A 14,228-nucleotide genomic window follows, 5' to 3' on the forward strand; every position below is an offset into this window, starting at 1 on the left:
CCGCCTCGTCGCTCCATCAGTCTCCTAGGCTCGGGACGTGACGTTCCCCCACCTCTCGCTCGTCGCCGACCCGCACGACCGCCTCGGGCTGCTCCGCACCGACGAGGACTGGCTGCAGCAGCGCTGGGAGGATCCGGCCAGCCGCGTGCTGGTCATCGCCGGAACCCGGGTCCGCCCCGGCCCCGACGGGCTCGAGTGGGTCGCGAGCGCGGACGCACCGGACGGCGTACGCGTGCTCCTCGGCGACCGCGACGGTACGACGTGGTGGGCGGTCATCGTCGACGGCGACGTCGTCAAGGCGGAGCCGGAGCAGTGGCTGCCGCTGCGGGGGCTGCTGCCCTTCCTGAGCGGTGAGGCCGTCGCCCAGGCGCCGCTGGTGTTCCACGCGATCGGGCTGGCGGAGTGGCACTGGGCGCACCGGTTCTGCCCGCGCTGCGGGGGGAGGCTCGTGCCGCGCGCAGCCGGCCACGAGCTGGTCTGCGTCGACTGCGGCAAGGCGCAGTTCCCGCGCTCGGACCCGGCGGTGATCATGCTGATCGCGGCCGGCGAGCCCGGGACGTTCGAGGAGCGCTGCCTGCTCGGGCGCGGCAGGACCTGGCCCGAGGGCCGGTTCAGCACGCTGGCCGGCTTCTGCGAGCCGGGGGAGTCGCTGGAGGACGCCGTGCGCCGCGAGGTCCTCGAGGAGACCGGGGTCGTCGTCGGCGACGTGACCTACTTCGGCAACCAGCCGTGGCCGCTGCCGTCCAGCCTGATGCTCGGCTTCCACGGCCGCGCCCTCACCGAGGAGATCCGGCTGGAGGATGCCGACGTCGAGGACGCCCGGTGGTTCACCCGCGAGCAGATGCGCCGCGAGGCCGAGGACGGCTCGCTGGTGCTGCCCGGCGGTGTCTCGATCAGCCGCTCGCTGGTCGAGGACTGGTACGGCGGGGTGCTGCCCGGCAGCTGGTGAGGCGGGGGCGCTCAGGCGCCGAGGCGCTCCAGCTCCTCGAGCTTGCCCTTGACCTGGGCCACGCTCGGGTTGGTCTGCGCGCTGCCGTCGGAGTAGACGAGCGTCGGGACCGTCTGGTTGCCGTTGTTGGCCGACTCCACGATCGCCGCCGCCTCGGGCTGCTGCTCGATGTCGACGATGTCGTAGGCGATGCCCTCGCGGTCCAGCTGGCTCTTCAGCCGGTGGCAGTAGCCGCACCAGGGGGTCGTGTACATGACGAAACGCTCGGAACCAGTCACGCTCATGCGAACACCCTAGGCAGGGGGCCCATTCCCGCCTGATTCGTCACGGTGTCCGGTTCAGGCCGCGTCGTTGGCGCAGCGGAAGCCGATGTTGCCCGACGACGACTCGGCCGTGTTCGAGGAGCGGGCGGCCACCCGGTAGCGGTTGCAGTAGCTGTCGTGGCACAGGTAGGAGCCGCCGCGCATCACCCGCCGCACCTGCGCGGGGTCCTCGTCGGGCTCGGCGGCGACGGGGGCGACCACGGGCTCGGGGCCGGCCCGGTCGGCGTACTCGGTCGGGCGGAAGGCGTCTTGGCACCACTCCCAGACGTTGCCGACGGTGTTGTGCAGGCCGTAGCCGTTGGGCTGGAAGGCCGTCGCCGGCGCGGTGGTGAGGTAGCCGTCGTCCAGGGTGTTGTGGCCGGGGAAGTCGCCCTGCCAGATGTTGCAGCGCCAGCGGCCGCCGTTGGTCAGCTCGTCGCCCCACGGGTAACGGGCCCGGTCGAGGCCGCCGCGGGCGGCGTACTCCCACTCGGCCTCGGTCGGCAGCCGCTTGCCCGCCCAGCGGCAGTAGGCCTGCGCGTCGTTCCACGACACGTGCACCACGGGGTGGTTCTGCAGGTCGGCGATCCCGGAGCGGGGACCGCCGGGGTGGCGCCAGTCGGCGCCGCGGACGGCCAGCCACCACGGGACCCCGGTCGCGCTGCGCAGGACGTCGGCCGGGGCCGCGTCGACGGCGAGGTGGAAGACCGCCGAGACCCCGTCACGCTCGGCGTCGGTGACATAGCCCGTGGCCTTCACGAAGGTGGCGAACTGGGCGTTCGTGACCACCTTCGCATCCATGAGGTACGACGCCAGCCGGACCTGGTGCACGGGCAGCTCGCCGTCGGCGGGGTACCCGTCGCCATGGCTGTCGCCCATCCAGAACGTGCCGGCGGGGATCCTCGCCTGGCCCCGGGTCGACCGGGAGCCGGCGGGCACCGTCGTCCGCACCCCGGGGGCGCCCGCGCGGCTGGTGGCCGGGCTGCAGCACGACCCGGCATGCTCCGCAGGGTGCTCCTCGGGGCGCTCCTCGGCCCGCGTCGCGGGGCTCGTGTCGAGGAGCGGCAGGAGGGACCGTCCGGCCGGGGAGAGCGTGCTCACCCGATCAAATTACAGTAACTCACTCATATTTCGTTCTTCACGTCCGGATCCCGTCGTCCACAGGGGCCGAGTGAAGTGTCGAACCCGGCGTCTACTGTCGGTCCGTCAGCCCACCCGCTCTCCGTGAAGGAGATGTCCCGCACCATGGCCGCCGCCGACCCGATCGAACGGCTCCTGTCCGCCCTCGACCCCGAGCAGCGACAGGTCGCCGAGACGCTGCGCGGGCCGGTGCGCGTGCTCGCGGGCGCCGGGACGGGCAAGACGCGGGCCATCACGCACCGCATCGCGCACGGGGTGCACTCCGGGCTCTACGCGCCGACCGAGGTGCTGGCCGTCACCTTCACCACCAGGGCCGCCGGCGAGCTGCGCCAGCGCCTGCGCCAGCTGGGTGCCCCCGGGGTCCAGGCGCGGACCTTCCACAGCGCCGCGCTGCGCCAGCTGCGCTACTTCTGGCCGCACGCCTACGGCACCGAGCTCCCCGAGCTGACCGAGTCCAAGCTCGGCATGCTCGCCGCCGCCTGCCGCACGCTCGGCGTGCGCAGCGAGCAGGCCCAGCTGCGCGACCTGGCCTCCGAGGTCGAGTGGGCCAAGGTCAGCAACGTCCGGCCCGAGAGCTACGCGGGCATCGCCGAGGCGCGCGGCCGTGGCGTCGACGGGCTCACGCCGATCGACGTCGCCCGCGCGTTCGCCGCCTACGAGGACGTCAAGCGCGAGCAGGGCCGGATGGACATGGAGGACGTGCTGCTGCTGACCGCGGGCCTGCTGGACGCCGACGAGCGGGTCGCTGCGCAGGTGCGGCGGCAGTACAAGTGGTTCGTCGTCGACGAGTTCCAGGACGTCTCCCCGCTGCAGTCGGCCCTGCTCGACCTGTGGCTGGGCGGGCGCGACGAGCTGTGCGTGGTGGGCGACCCGGCGCAGACCATCTACTCGTTCGCCGGTGCCGACGCGACGTACCTCCGTGACTTCCCGAAGCGCTACGAGGGCACGACGTCGATCGAGCTGGTCCGCAACTACCGCTCGACGCCGCAGGTGGTCGAGCAGGCCAACAAGCTGCTGGCCGGCACGCCGAGCGCCGGCGTCGAGCTGCGCTCGCAGCAGCCGGCCGGCTCGGCCGTGCGCTACGCGGGCGAGCCCGACGAGGTGGCGGAGGCCCGCAGCGTCGCCGACCGGATCGCGCGGCTGCACCGGGCGGGCACGCCGTACGGCGAGATGGCCGTGCTGTTCCGCATCAACGCGCAGTCGGAGACCTTCGAGGACGCCCTCACCGACCGCGGCATCCCCTATGTCGTGCGGGGCGCGGCGCGCTTCTTCGAGCGGCGCGAGGTGCGCGAGGCCGTCACCCGGCTCCGCGGTGCGGCCCGGTCCGGCGAGGCAGACGGCCTGCCCTGGGTGAAGGTGGTGCGCGACGTCCTGGGCGGGATGGGGTGGACCAGCGAGCCGCCGACGGCGCGTGGGCAGGCCCGCGACCGGTGGGAGTCGCTGCAGGCCCTGGTCGACCAGGCCGAGGACTTCGCGACCGAGCGGGGTGTCGAGGCCTCCGTGAGCACCTTCGTCGAGGACCTCGACCGCCGGGCCGCCGAGCAGCACGCCCCGACGGCCGACGGCGTGACCCTGGCGACCTTCCATGCCGCCAAGGGCCTCGAGTGGGATGCCGTCTTCTGCTGCGGCGTGCAGGACGGCACCGTGCCGATCACCTATGCCAGCCAGGAGGGCGCGCCGGCCGGAGCGGTGGAGGAGGAGCGCCGCCTGCTCTACGTCGGCATGACGCGTGCCCGCAAGGAGCTCATGGTGTCGTGGGCCGCCGCCCGCAACCCCGGGCAGGCGCCGCGCCGGCAGGCCTCGCGCTTCCTCGTGCCGCTGCTGCCGGCCTCCCAGCAGCCGCAGGCCACCCGCGGGCGCACGAAGGTCGCGCGCTGCCGTGACTGCCTCCAGCCGTTGGCGACGGCGGCCGAGAAGAAGCGCGGTCGCTGCGCCCACCATCCGACCCGCTACGACGAGGAGCTCTTCGACCGGCTCAAGGCCTGGCGGCTCGAGACCGCCCGCGAGGCCGGCGAGGACGGCAAGCCGCTGCCGGCGTACGTCGTGTTCACGGACGCGACGCTGGAGCTGATCGCGGAGCAGAAGCCGACCACGATCACGGCCCTCGGAAAGGTCAACGGGGTCGGCCCGAACAAGATCGAGAAGTACGGAACGGACGTCCTCCGGCTGGTTTCAGAAAAACCTTGAAAAAACCTCGATAAATGATTTGCACCGCCTGATACGCGACCGTTACGGTCGTCAGGCAACAACCGCTGCGCATCACAGCCCTGGCAAGGCTGGCGCCTTTCACGCACCTGAGGAGGTGGCACCCATGGAGAACATCACGATGATCCCGATGTCCGACGTCAACGTCTGGCAGATCTCGCTGACCGCGCTCGACTGCGCCACCTCTGCTCTCGCGACCCTCGAGGTCCAGGGCATTGCCGTGCGTCAGGCCGCTCCGGCGTCTGCCGCCTTTGCGCCGTTCGCCGCTGGCGACGCCGCTCTGGCCTCCGACGTGACGGCCGTCAAGCGGGAGCGCGCCCTCACCGGCATGGGACACCGCGGCAACACGACCGCCTACGTCCCGGGTTCACCAGCCTGGAGCCATCCGAACTGATCAGCATCAGCTCGGCAGCCTCCAGGCCGCGGAACCCGACAGACCGGGATCCGCGGCCTTTGTGTTTCTCAGGACCTGAGAAGGCGAAGGCCACCGGATCCCCTCAAGGAAACCGACCAACGCGATCAGGTCAACAAGAGGAGGTGAAAGCTGATGACGACCAGTGTTCTCGAGCCGACGCTGGACGAGCTGCTGCCCTGCCGTCTGAACGACGCGGAGCTGTGGTTCGCCGAGTCCCCGTCGGACGTCGAGTCCGCGAAGGCCCTGTGCCAGGCATGCCCCGTGCAGGCGATGTGCCTCGCCGGCGCCCTCGACCGGCGTGAGCCGTGGGGCGTGTGGGGTGGCGAGCTGTTCCTGGCCGGCGTGGTGATCCCGCGCAAGCGGCCCCGGGGCCGCCCGCGCAAGGACGCCACCGTCACCGCCGCGTGATGGCCCGCACGCCACTGCCGCGGATCTGCTCCACCGAGTGATCAACCCCAAGACCAACAACCGAAGGACTTCACCATGTACAACATGCTCAACGAAGACATGGCGCGCGCGCAGATGGCCGCGCGCCTGGGAGAGGCGCAGCAGCTGCGCGAGGCCACCCAGGTGGCTCGCGCCCGCCGCTTGAGCCGCAAGGCCGAGCGTGCTGCGCAGCAGGCTCGTCTCGCCCTCGCTCGCGCGCTCTGATCACGGCCGGGTCCCTGCCAAGGATCCTGCCTGACAGCGAGACGGAACGTCCTCGCAAGCCCTCCTCTCTGAGGGACACCTGATCGCGGGTGAACAGAAGGGGCCGGAACCGACCACCGTCGGTTCCGGCCCCTTCGCATCTTTTCGGTCACGACGCGTCCCCCGCGTGCGCGCTGCTCCTAGGCTGGGGCGATGAGCGTGACCTGTGACTTCTGCGGTCGCCGCGTGGACGGCGACGCGCCGCCGCTCACCTGGACGACCGCGGTCGAGCGCGGCCGGGTCCGGCGCTTCTGCGACGAGTGCTCGCGCGACAACCTGCGCTCGATGGAGGCGAAGCTCGACAGCGAGTGGTGGTGACCTGCCCGCTCACTCGAACAGCGTGGGCGCGTCCCACGCACAGCCGCAGTCCGGGTGCCGGCCCCAGTGCAGGGCCGCCGGCGCCGCGGTCGGCCCGATGTCGAAGGTCGTCGACCAGGTGCTGGGGGAGTCGCCCTCGACGTAGCGCGCCAGGTCGCGCACGGCCCACGCGAGCGCCAGGGCGTCGAGGACCGGGTCCAGCGGTGGCGGGCGCTCCGTCGCCGCGCGTGCCGCCTGGGCCACCAGGAACGGCCGGCGGGCGTCGTGCAGCGCCTCGTGCGCGTCCACGCAGCGCAGGCAGGCCGTGTGACCGGGATGGACGAAGGGCCCGACCCGGCGCCGCCCGGCACCACCGCTGACGACGAGGTGGGGGATCGAGCTGCGCACGAGCGGGTCGAGACGCTCGCGGTCCAGCGGTCCCGTGCTGACCACGAGGTGTGCGGTGGCGCCGTCCTCGCCGCCGGTGCGCCGCAGGCCTGCCTGGGCGAGCAGCGGACCGAGCAGCGGCTCGGCTCCCGGAGCGGCCCGTACGACGATCGCGGCTGCGGACCGGGCGGCGCGGCGGCGTACGGCGTCGGGGCCGAACTGGGCCCGCAGCACCTGGTCGGCGGGCTCGGGCACCGCCTCGGAGTCCGGTACGACGACCAGCAGGCCCGTCGCGTCCAGTCGGTCGAGCGCCGGGGAGCTGGTGCCGTGGGGGACGCCCGGGAACCGGCCGAGGGCGGACAGCAGGTCGCGGGTGGCGGGCTGGTCGGGCAGCTGGACGACGGGCCCGTCGAGGCCGACCTGGAGCACGCCGGGCCCGCGGGCCATCACGGGTGTGCCGGGCCGGAGGAGCAGGCGCGAGGACATGGCTGCAGCGTCGCACCGCGGCCCGTGCGCTGCCCGGCGTCATCCACAGGCACGGGGGAGCCGCCGGAAAACATGCCGCGGGCGGCACCACCGGTGGTGGTGCCGCCCGCGACGGTCGGTCTGTGTGGCCGGGTGATCAGGCCTTGCCGAGGATGCGGTTGAGGTTGGTGCCGCACTCGGGGCAGACGGCCTTGGCCATCCGGGTGCCCTTCTCGTTCACCTTGACCTCGCCCTCAGCCTCACGCTTGGCCTTGCACTTCACGCAGTAGAACTCGCCGCTCCAGGTCTCCGCCATGACGGCCTCCTTGCCATGTTTCATTCTGTTGGTCGTCGCGACGGGGGTCTTTGGGGGAAGCCCGCCGGGGCCCGGAGTCACACTCCAAGCCTCCCTGACCCTACGGCACGCCGCCACACGGGCGCAGTAGCGTGCCCCGCATGTCTGAAACCGCCCGAATTTCACCTCCGCCGCCGTCGCTGGTCCACCTGCGCCTCGAACGGCCCGCGGAGGGCGTCGCGCTGCTCGTCCTGGACCAGCCGGACCTGCGCAACGCGATGAGCGACGAGATGACCGCATCGTGGGTCGCGGCGGTCGACCACCTCGCGGCGGACCCGTCGGTGCGAGCCGTCGTGGTGACCGGCGAGGGCAAGGCGTTCTGCTCGGGCGGGAACCTGTCGTGGCTGGCCTCCGAGCCCGACGCCACCGTCGACGACCTGCGCAACCGGATGCTGCCGTTCTACCGGGCCTGGCTGTCGATCCGCCGGCTCGAGGTGCCGACCATCGCCGCGCTGAACGGGGCCGCGATCGGCGCCGGGCTCTGCATGGCGCTCGCCTGCGACATCCGGTACGCCGCCCGGGGTGCCCGGATGGGCGTGCCCTTCACCAAGCTCGGGATCCACCCGGGGATGGCGGGCACCTACCTGCTGCCCGACGTGGTCGGACCTGCTGCCGCCAGGGACCTGTTCCTCACCGGCCGGCTGGTCGACGCCGACGAGGCGCTCGGGCTGGGCCTGGTCTCGCGGGTCCTCGAGCCGGAGGGCTTCCTCGACGAGGTCCTCGCCGTCGCGGAGGGGATCGCCGGGGCCGCGCCGATCGCGACCCGGCTCACCAAGCGGGCCCTGCAGCGCGGGCACGCGAGCATCGAGACGGCCCTGGAGTGGGAGGGCCTGGCCCAGCCGGTCACCCTCGCGACCGAGGACCTGCTGGAGGGGATCCGGGCGGCCCAGGAGAAGCGGGCGCCGCAGTTCCGCGGCCGCTGACCGGGCCCGGACGCAACGATGCCCCCGGTTCGCAGGACCCTCGCTTGCCTTCCCCTTGCGAGCGAGGACTGCGGCCCGGGGGCCTCGTCGTGGGAGACGCTAGGCAGCGGCGGCGGCAGGGTCAATCCGACGGGACCCCACCCTGTGGACAGACCTGTGGACACGGTTGTGGAAGAGCGGCGGTCGCGGTGGACAGAGGCGAGGGATCGGTGAGTTCGGTGTGGACGGACCCGGGAAAACGGGGCGGTTCGTGACGTCGTACTGTCGGGTGACCTGCGGGAACGCTGCCCACAGGTTCTTCCACCGGTTGTGGACAACAAATACTTCAGTCCCGAAGGGAGCGTGATCGGGGTCACATGGCGGACGAGGTGTACGACGGCTCGCCGGTCGCGGCGCTGCGCCGGATCGCGTTCCTGCTCGAGCGCGGCCGGGCCGACAGGTACAAGGTGAAGGCCTACCGGGGTGCGGCCAACGCGATCCTCCCGCTGCCGGCCGACGAGGTCGCCGCGCGGGCCCGCGCCGGCACGCTGACCGAGCTCGCCGGGGTCGGCGCGAGCACCGCGCGGGTGATCAGCCAGGCCGTCGCCGGGAAGGTGCCGGACAAGCTCGCCGAGGCCGAGGCCGAGTACGGCGCCCCGCTGACCGACGGCGCCGGAAGCGCGCTGCGCGCCCGCCTGCGGGGTGACCTGCACTCCCACTCGGACTGGTCCGACGGCGGCTCGCCCATCGAGGAGATGGCGATGACGGCGATGGAGCTCGGCCACGACTACCTCGTGCTGACCGACCACTCGCCGCGACTCAAGGTCGCGCGCGGCCTCTCCGTCGAGCGGCTGGCTCGCCAGCTCGACGTGGTCGACGCCGTGAACGCCCACCTGGACGGCGGGTTCCGGCTGCTCAAGGGGATCGAGGTCGACATCCTCGACGACGGCGGGCTGGACCAGACCGAGCAGATGCTGGCGCGCCTCGACGTCCGGGTCGCGAGCGTCCACTCGAAGCTGCAGATGGACGCGGAGCAGATGACGAAGCGGATGGTGGCCGCCGTCCGCAACCCGTACGCCAACGTCCTCGGCCACTGCACCGGCCGCCTGGTCACCGGCAACCGCGGCACCCGGGCCCAGTCGCGCTTCGACGCGCGGACGGTCTTCGAGGCGTGCGCTGAGGAGGGCGTGGCGGTCGAGATCAACTCCCGGCCGGAGCGCCGCGACCCGCCCACGAAGCTGCTCGAGCTGGCCCGGGACATCGGCTGCCTCTTCTCGATCGACAGCGACGCGCACGCGCCCGGGCAGCTGGACTACCCGCTGCTCGGCTGTGAGCGGGCGGAGGCGGCCGGGATCGACGCCGACCGGATCGTCAACACCTGGCCCGTGGAGCGCCTGCTGGAGTGGGCGGCTCCCTGAGTTCCCCGGTTTCGGGGCTCCAGCGCCGTAGGGTCGGGCCATGGGAGCGCGGAGCAGGCCGCGGGTCGAGGTACGACGGTCGGGCAAGCGGCGTCGTACCGTGTCGGCGTACCGCGACGGCGCCAAGATCGTCGTGCTCGTCCCCGACAACCTCTCCGGCGAGGAGGAGCGCGCCTGGGTGACCAAGATGGTCGCCCGGGTCGAGCGCAAGGAGCTGCGCGCCGCGGCGCCGCGCAAGTGGGACGACGAGGACCTGATGGCCCGCGCCCAGCGGCTCAGCGACGCCTACCTCGGCGGGCTCGCGGTGCCCGAGTCGGTCCGCTGGGTCGGCAACCAGCGCTCCCGCTGGGGCTCCTGCACGCCGAGGGACCGGACGATCCGGCTCTCCGAGCGGCTGCAGCGGATGCCCGAGTGGGTCGTCGACTACGTCATCGTGCACGAGCTCGCGCACCTGATCGAGCCGCAGCACGACGAGAAGTTCTGGGGCTGGGTCGCGCACTACCCGCTGTGGGAGAAGGCGAAGGGCTACCTCGCCGGCTGGTCGGACGCGGCGCGGATGCCGCGACCGCCGGGGCACGAGGTGTACCCCGCCGGCGACGCGGTGGACTAGACGCGCGAGGACTTAGACGCGCGGTGACGGGAGGATCTCCCGGGCGCGCGCGATCAGCGCGTGCATCTCCGGCTCGAGGTCCGGCAGCGCGTCGACCGGCCACCACCGCACGGCCAGTGACTCGTCGCTGACGACCGCCTCCGCGCCCGGGCTCGCCGCCGCGACGTAGCGGACGTCGAGGTGGTTGACGTCGCCGCGCTCGCCGCAGAACGGCACGCTGTGCAGGTCGAGCTGCACGGGCTCGGGGTGGAAGCGGAGGTCGGTCAGCCCGCTCTCCTCGTGGGCCTCGCGCAGCGCCACGGCCGCCAGCGTCGCGTCCCCCTCTTCGGCGTGCCCGCCGAAGTGGAACCAGCGTCCGGCCTTGCGGTGCAGGTTGAGGAGCACGTGGTCACCGGTCGCGTCGACGACCAGGGTCCCGGCCGTCACGTGGTCCGGGTACGACGCCCGCCACATCCCGTCCGCCCGCGACTCCAGGTGCGTGACGTAGCGGCGGCGCAGCTGCTCCTCGGCGGGACCGGGCGCGCGCCAGCCCCGCAGGACGCGCAGGGCGTCCGCGTGCAGCCCGCTCACTCGGTGTCGGTCGGGGCGCCGGGGCCGTCGGGGCCGTCGTGGCTGTCGGGGTCGCCGGATCCCTCCGGGCCGTCGAGCAGCTTGCGCAGCTCGGCGTCGAACTCGTCGTCCGACAGCTCGTCCGGGACGGTCGCCTCCGCGCGGAACGACAGCGGGTCGTCGAGGTCGGCCGCGGTGGGCAGCAGGTCCGGGTGCATCCACACGCCGTCGCGCGCCTCGGCGCCCGAGCGGGCGCGCAGCCCACCCCACAGGGTGGACGCGTCGCGGAGCCGGCGCGGACGCAGCTCCAGCCCGACGAGCGCGGCGAAGGTCTGCTCAGCGGGTCCTCCGGCGGCCCGGCGGCGTCGTACGGCCTCGCGCAGCTTCGCCGCGGCGGGCATCCGCTCCTCGGTGGCCTGGCCGACGACCTCGTCGACCCAGCCCTCGACGAGGGCCAGCGCGATCTCGAGGCGCGACAGCGCCGCCGTCTGCGCCGCGGTCTGCGGCGGGTCGAACAGGCCGCCCTCGAGCAGGCCCTGCATCGACTCGAGGTTGGTGGGGTCGATGCCGCGCAGCTGCTCCTGCACCCGGTCCTGGATCTGCTGGGCGTTGATCTCGAGCCCGCGGGCGTAGTCGGTGACCGCGCCGATCAGGTGCTCGCGCAGCCACGGCACGTGCGCGAACAGGCGCTGGTGGGCGGCCTCGCGCAGGGCGAGGTAGAGGACGACGTCGTCCTCGGTGACGTCGAGGCCCTCCGCGAACGCCTTGACGTTGCTCATCACGAGCGCGGCCTTGCCGGGCGCCCCGAGCGGCAGGCCGATGTCGGACGCCGTGAGCACCTCGCTCGCGAGGGCGCCGAGGCCCTGGCCGACCTGCATGGCGAGCATGCCGCCGACCGCCTGGCCGATGATCCCGACGAGCGGACCCGCGGCGGCCTTCATCTCCTCCGGCAGCCCGCTCGACAGCCCGGTCACCGATCGGGCGGCGACCGGCTCGACGAGGACCTTCCAGACCGGCTGGGTCTCGACCAGCCACTCGGCGCGGGACCAGGCCGCGGTCGTGCTCACGCCGGACGGGAACGCCGTGGTGGCGTCGAGCCAGTGGTCGGCGAGGCGCACGGAGTCGGCGACGCGGTCGTGGTCGCGCTGGCCGGGGGACGGGTCGGGCTGCTGGGCGACCTGCTGGCGGGCCATGTCGCCGGCGGCGTTCCAGTTGAGCGGACCGTCGTGCGGCTGCATCAGCGACTGGAGCTGCTGGAAGAACGCCATTCCGCCGCCCGGGCCGAACGGGCTCGCGCCACCGGGCAGGCCGCCGCCGAGCGCTCCGAAGAGCTGCTCGAAGGGCGTGCCCTTGAACGGGTTCGGCTGCTCGTCTCCGGGCTCGCCCGGGTTGTTGGTCATGACCCAAAACTACGCCTGATCGCCAACCGGCGGTGTGGGGGAGAGCCCTGAGCGGACCCCTAGAGTGGCCCCATGCCCCACCCCGCCGTACGCCTGGTCGCGATCTCCGACGAACCGCTGTCCGTCGACAGCGTGCTCGCCAGCCTCGAGGACCCGACGGCCGGGGGGCTGGTGCTCTTCGTCGGCCGGGTCCGCGACCACGACGGGGGACAGGGAGTCACCGGCCTGTCGTACTCCGCGCACCCGAGTGCCCTCGAGCGGCTGCAGGACGTCTGCGACCGCATCGCCGGCGAGTACGACGTCACGGCGGTCGCCGCCGTGCACCGCGTGGGCGACCTCGACATCGGCGACCTCGCTGTGGTCGTCGCCACCACCGCGGGGCACCGGGGCTCGTCGTTCGAGGCGAGCCGGGCGCTGATCGACACCCTCAAGGCGGAGGTGCCGATCTGGAAGCACCAGCGCTTCGCCGACGGCAGCGACGAGTGGGTCGGTTCGCCGTAGCGGCCCGGGGGTCTCGTGACGGTTGCTGCGCAACCTCCTCGACCACCGGGCGTCGTGGCCCGGGGCGGCTCGACGATGGCCTCCTCGACCACCGGCGCCCGCGTGTCCTGACCGATCCGCCTCCACCACCGACCTACGCTCGTCGGGTGGAGATCCTGCTCTGGCTGCTGCCCGCCGCCGTCGCGACCGTCGTCGCGATGGCCTGGGTCGCCTGGTGGGGTCGGGAGGGCCGGGGCGAGGTCGACCGCGAGACCGCGGCCCGGCGCCTCGGTGAGGCCCTCTCCCGCGAGCAGCGCACCCGGCCCGGCTACGCCGTCGCGACCCGGCCCGAGGACCGCTCCACCGGGGTCGCGCTGCGCCCGTCGAAGGTGCGTCCCGTGGTGCTGCCCGGGGCGTCGCCGGACGTCGTCGGGGAGCCGCCGGTCGCGGCCGACGAACCCGTCGCCGAGCCGCCGGCCGGCACCGACGAGCAGCCCGCCCGCGACCGCCGCGCGTCCTGACCGTTCCGCACCCACCCCTGAGGCACCCGTACGTTGGCGCGGTCTGAGAAGGTAGGCGCCATGAGCCAGCGCCTGATCGCCGTGTGCATCGCGGGACCGTTGGCGCTGATCCTCGGCGGGATTGCGTTGGCCGTGCCGCTGCCGTACGCGTCGTACAGCCCCGGCCCGACATTCGACATCCTCGGCACCGACGAGAACCAGGCCGAGGTCATCCAGGTCGACGGCCACAAGGCGTACTACGACAAGGGCCAGATCCGGTTCACCACCGTGATCGCGTCGTCGTACGGCCAGAAGCTCACCCTGGGCGACGCGCTGACCCGGTGGTTCGACCCGGACCGCGCCGTCGTCCCGTACGACGTCGTCCACCCGCCCGAGCAGTCGAAGAAGGACGAGGAGGCCGAGGGCCAGGTCCAGATGTCGACCTCCCAGGACACCGCCAAGGCGGTCGCCCTGAAGGAGATCGGCGTCGACGTCCCGACGGCCGTGCAGGCCGCCGCGGTCGCGGCGGACGGCCCCGCGGCGGACAAGCTGCTCCCGGGCGACCTGTTCCGCGAGGTCGACGGCGAGCCGGTCACCGACGCCGACCAGATCGTCAAGGCCGTGCAGAAGCACAAGGACCTCTCCAACGTGGAGTTCAAGATCCTGCGCGACAAGGACGAGCTCACCGTCCGGGTGAAGCCGAAGCTGGACGACGAGGGCGTGCCGAAGGTGGGCGTCCAGGTCGGCCTGGGCTACGAGTTCCCCTTCAAGATCCAGCTGCGTGTCGACCCGACCGTCGGCGGTCCCAGCGCCGGGCTGATGTTCTCCCTCGCCATCTACGACACGCTCACCCCGGGCTCGATGACCGGCGGTGCGACCGTCGCCGGCACCGGCGAGCTGCTGCCCGACGGCACGGTGGGCCCGATCGGCGGCATCGCGCAGAAGATCGCCGGCGCCCAGGAGGCCGGCGCCCAGCTCTTCTTCGTCCCCAAGGACAACTGCCCGGACGTCACGGACCTCGACCCGGACCTGCGCCTGGTCAAGGCGACCACCATGCACGAGGCCCGGCTGGCGCTGGAGAAGTGGTCGAAGGACCACGACGCCGAGCTGCCGGCCTGCTGAGCCCGACCGACCTTCCCGACCTGCCCGATCCGCACCGAGCAC

General features: G+C 72.9%; 17 protein-coding genes and 1 pseudogene. 12 read left to right on the plus strand and 6 right to left on the minus strand.

The window, feature by feature from the left end; all coding sequences use genetic code 11:
• Window positions 1-37: 37 nt before the first annotated feature.
• A complete protein-coding gene (gene nudC, locus BJ993_RS18295; protein ID WP_179650410.1) occupies window positions 38-949 on the plus strand; it encodes an NAD(+) diphosphatase in 912 nt (303 codons plus the stop codon).
• An 11-nt stretch (window positions 950-960) separates the two neighbouring features.
• Here the strand turns inward: nudC and BJ993_RS18300 are convergent, their stop codons facing one another.
• Window positions 961-1,203, minus strand: a complete 243-nt coding sequence (locus tag BJ993_RS18300) for a mycoredoxin (RefSeq protein ID WP_036541872.1) — start codon at window positions 1,201-1,203, stop codon at window positions 961-963.
• An 84-nt stretch (window positions 1,204-1,287) separates the two neighbouring features.
• Window positions 1,288-2,202 (minus strand): formylglycine-generating enzyme family protein, encoded by a 915-nt coding sequence (locus BJ993_RS18305; RefSeq protein WP_444547293.1) that lies wholly within the window; start codon window positions 2,200-2,202, stop codon window positions 1,288-1,290.
• A 282-nt stretch (window positions 2,203-2,484) separates the two neighbouring features.
• Between BJ993_RS18305 and BJ993_RS18310 the strand changes: the two genes are divergently transcribed.
• The 5 genes and pseudogenes from BJ993_RS18310 (at window position 2,485) to BJ993_RS18330 (ending at window position 6,019) form a co-directional block, all read left to right on the plus strand.
• Window positions 2,485-4,578: an ATP-dependent DNA helicase UvrD2 gene (locus tag BJ993_RS18310; RefSeq protein WP_257027567.1), complete on the plus strand. Its 2,094-nt coding sequence runs from the start codon at window positions 2,485-2,487 to the stop codon at window positions 4,576-4,578.
• A 124-nt stretch (window positions 4,579-4,702) separates the two neighbouring features.
• On the plus strand, window positions 4,703-4,990 hold the full coding sequence (locus BJ993_RS18315; protein ID WP_036541874.1) for a hypothetical protein: 288 nt from the start codon (window positions 4,703-4,705) through the stop codon (window positions 4,988-4,990).
• A 153-nt stretch (window positions 4,991-5,143) separates the two neighbouring features.
• Complete coding sequence (locus BJ993_RS18320) at window positions 5,144-5,419, plus strand: WhiB family transcriptional regulator (RefSeq protein WP_036541875.1); 276 nt, start codon at window positions 5,144-5,146, stop codon at window positions 5,417-5,419.
• A gap of 60 nt (window positions 5,420-5,479) precedes the next feature.
• A pseudogene (locus tag BJ993_RS18325) lies at window positions 5,480-5,662 on the plus strand (putative WhiB-interacting protein); the annotation flags it as partial.
• A 192-nt stretch (window positions 5,663-5,854) separates the two neighbouring features.
• Window positions 5,855-6,019 (plus strand): hypothetical protein, encoded by a 165-nt coding sequence (locus BJ993_RS18330; protein WP_179650416.1) that lies wholly within the window; start codon window positions 5,855-5,857, stop codon window positions 6,017-6,019.
• A 9-nt stretch (window positions 6,020-6,028) separates the two neighbouring features.
• Here the strand turns inward: BJ993_RS18330 and BJ993_RS18335 are convergent, their stop codons facing one another.
• Window positions 6,029-6,871, minus strand: a complete 843-nt coding sequence (locus tag BJ993_RS18335; protein WP_179650418.1) for a hypothetical protein — start codon at window positions 6,869-6,871, stop codon at window positions 6,029-6,031.
• 136 nt (window positions 6,872-7,007) lie between these two features.
• The gene (locus BJ993_RS18340) at window positions 7,008-7,166 is read right to left on the minus strand and encodes a DUF5679 domain-containing protein (RefSeq protein WP_107776774.1); all 159 of its coding nucleotides are present in this window, start codon (window positions 7,164-7,166) and stop codon (window positions 7,008-7,010) included.
• A 140-nt stretch (window positions 7,167-7,306) separates the two neighbouring features.
• Between BJ993_RS18340 and BJ993_RS18345 the strand changes: the two genes are divergently transcribed.
• The 3 genes from BJ993_RS18345 (at window position 7,307) to BJ993_RS18355 (ending at window position 10,135) form a co-directional block, all read left to right on the plus strand.
• Window positions 7,307-8,128, plus strand: a complete 822-nt coding sequence (locus BJ993_RS18345; protein ID WP_051931633.1) for an enoyl-CoA hydratase/isomerase family protein — start codon at window positions 7,307-7,309, stop codon at window positions 8,126-8,128.
• A gap of 356 nt (window positions 8,129-8,484) precedes the next feature.
• The gene (locus tag BJ993_RS18350; RefSeq protein WP_179650420.1) at window positions 8,485-9,525 is read left to right on the plus strand and encodes a PHP domain-containing protein; all 1,041 of its coding nucleotides are present in this window, start codon (window positions 8,485-8,487) and stop codon (window positions 9,523-9,525) included.
• 40 nt (window positions 9,526-9,565) lie between these two features.
• A complete protein-coding gene (locus BJ993_RS18355; protein ID WP_036541879.1) occupies window positions 9,566-10,135 on the plus strand; it encodes a M48 metallopeptidase family protein in 570 nt (189 codons plus the stop codon).
• Window positions 10,136-10,147: 12 nt separating this feature from the next.
• Here BJ993_RS18355 and BJ993_RS18360 read toward each other — a convergent pair whose 3' ends face one another.
• Window positions 10,148-10,705, minus strand: a complete 558-nt coding sequence (locus BJ993_RS18360) for an NUDIX hydrolase (RefSeq protein ID WP_179650422.1) — start codon at window positions 10,703-10,705, stop codon at window positions 10,148-10,150.
• On the minus strand, window positions 10,702-12,084 hold the full coding sequence (locus tag BJ993_RS18365) for a zinc-dependent metalloprotease (protein ID WP_179650424.1): 1,383 nt from the start codon (window positions 12,082-12,084) through the stop codon (window positions 10,702-10,704). The genes BJ993_RS18360 and BJ993_RS18365 overlap by 4 nt, the downstream gene beginning before the upstream one ends.
• A gap of 72 nt (window positions 12,085-12,156) precedes the next feature.
• Here BJ993_RS18365 and BJ993_RS18370 point away from each other — a divergent pair, with 72 nt between their 5' ends.
• The 3 genes from BJ993_RS18370 (at window position 12,157) to BJ993_RS18380 (ending at window position 14,186) form a co-directional block, all read left to right on the plus strand.
• Window positions 12,157-12,585, plus strand: a complete 429-nt coding sequence (locus tag BJ993_RS18370) for a molybdenum cofactor biosynthesis protein MoaE (protein WP_179650426.1) — start codon at window positions 12,157-12,159, stop codon at window positions 12,583-12,585.
• Between the two features lie 146 nt (window positions 12,586-12,731).
• Entirely contained in the window at window positions 12,732-13,085 is a 354-nt protein-coding gene (locus tag BJ993_RS18375; protein WP_179650428.1) for a hypothetical protein, read from the plus strand.
• Window positions 13,086-13,145: 60 nt separating this feature from the next.
• Window positions 13,146-14,186: a YlbL family protein gene (locus tag BJ993_RS18380; protein ID WP_179650430.1), complete on the plus strand. Its 1,041-nt coding sequence runs from the start codon at window positions 13,146-13,148 to the stop codon at window positions 14,184-14,186.
• Window positions 14,187-14,228 lie beyond the last annotated feature (42 nt).

Origin of the sequence: Nocardioides aromaticivorans (assembly GCF_013408525.1) — a bacterium.
GTDB classification, from domain to species: Bacteria; Actinomycetota; Actinomycetes; order Propionibacteriales; family Nocardioidaceae; genus Nocardioides; species Nocardioides aromaticivorans.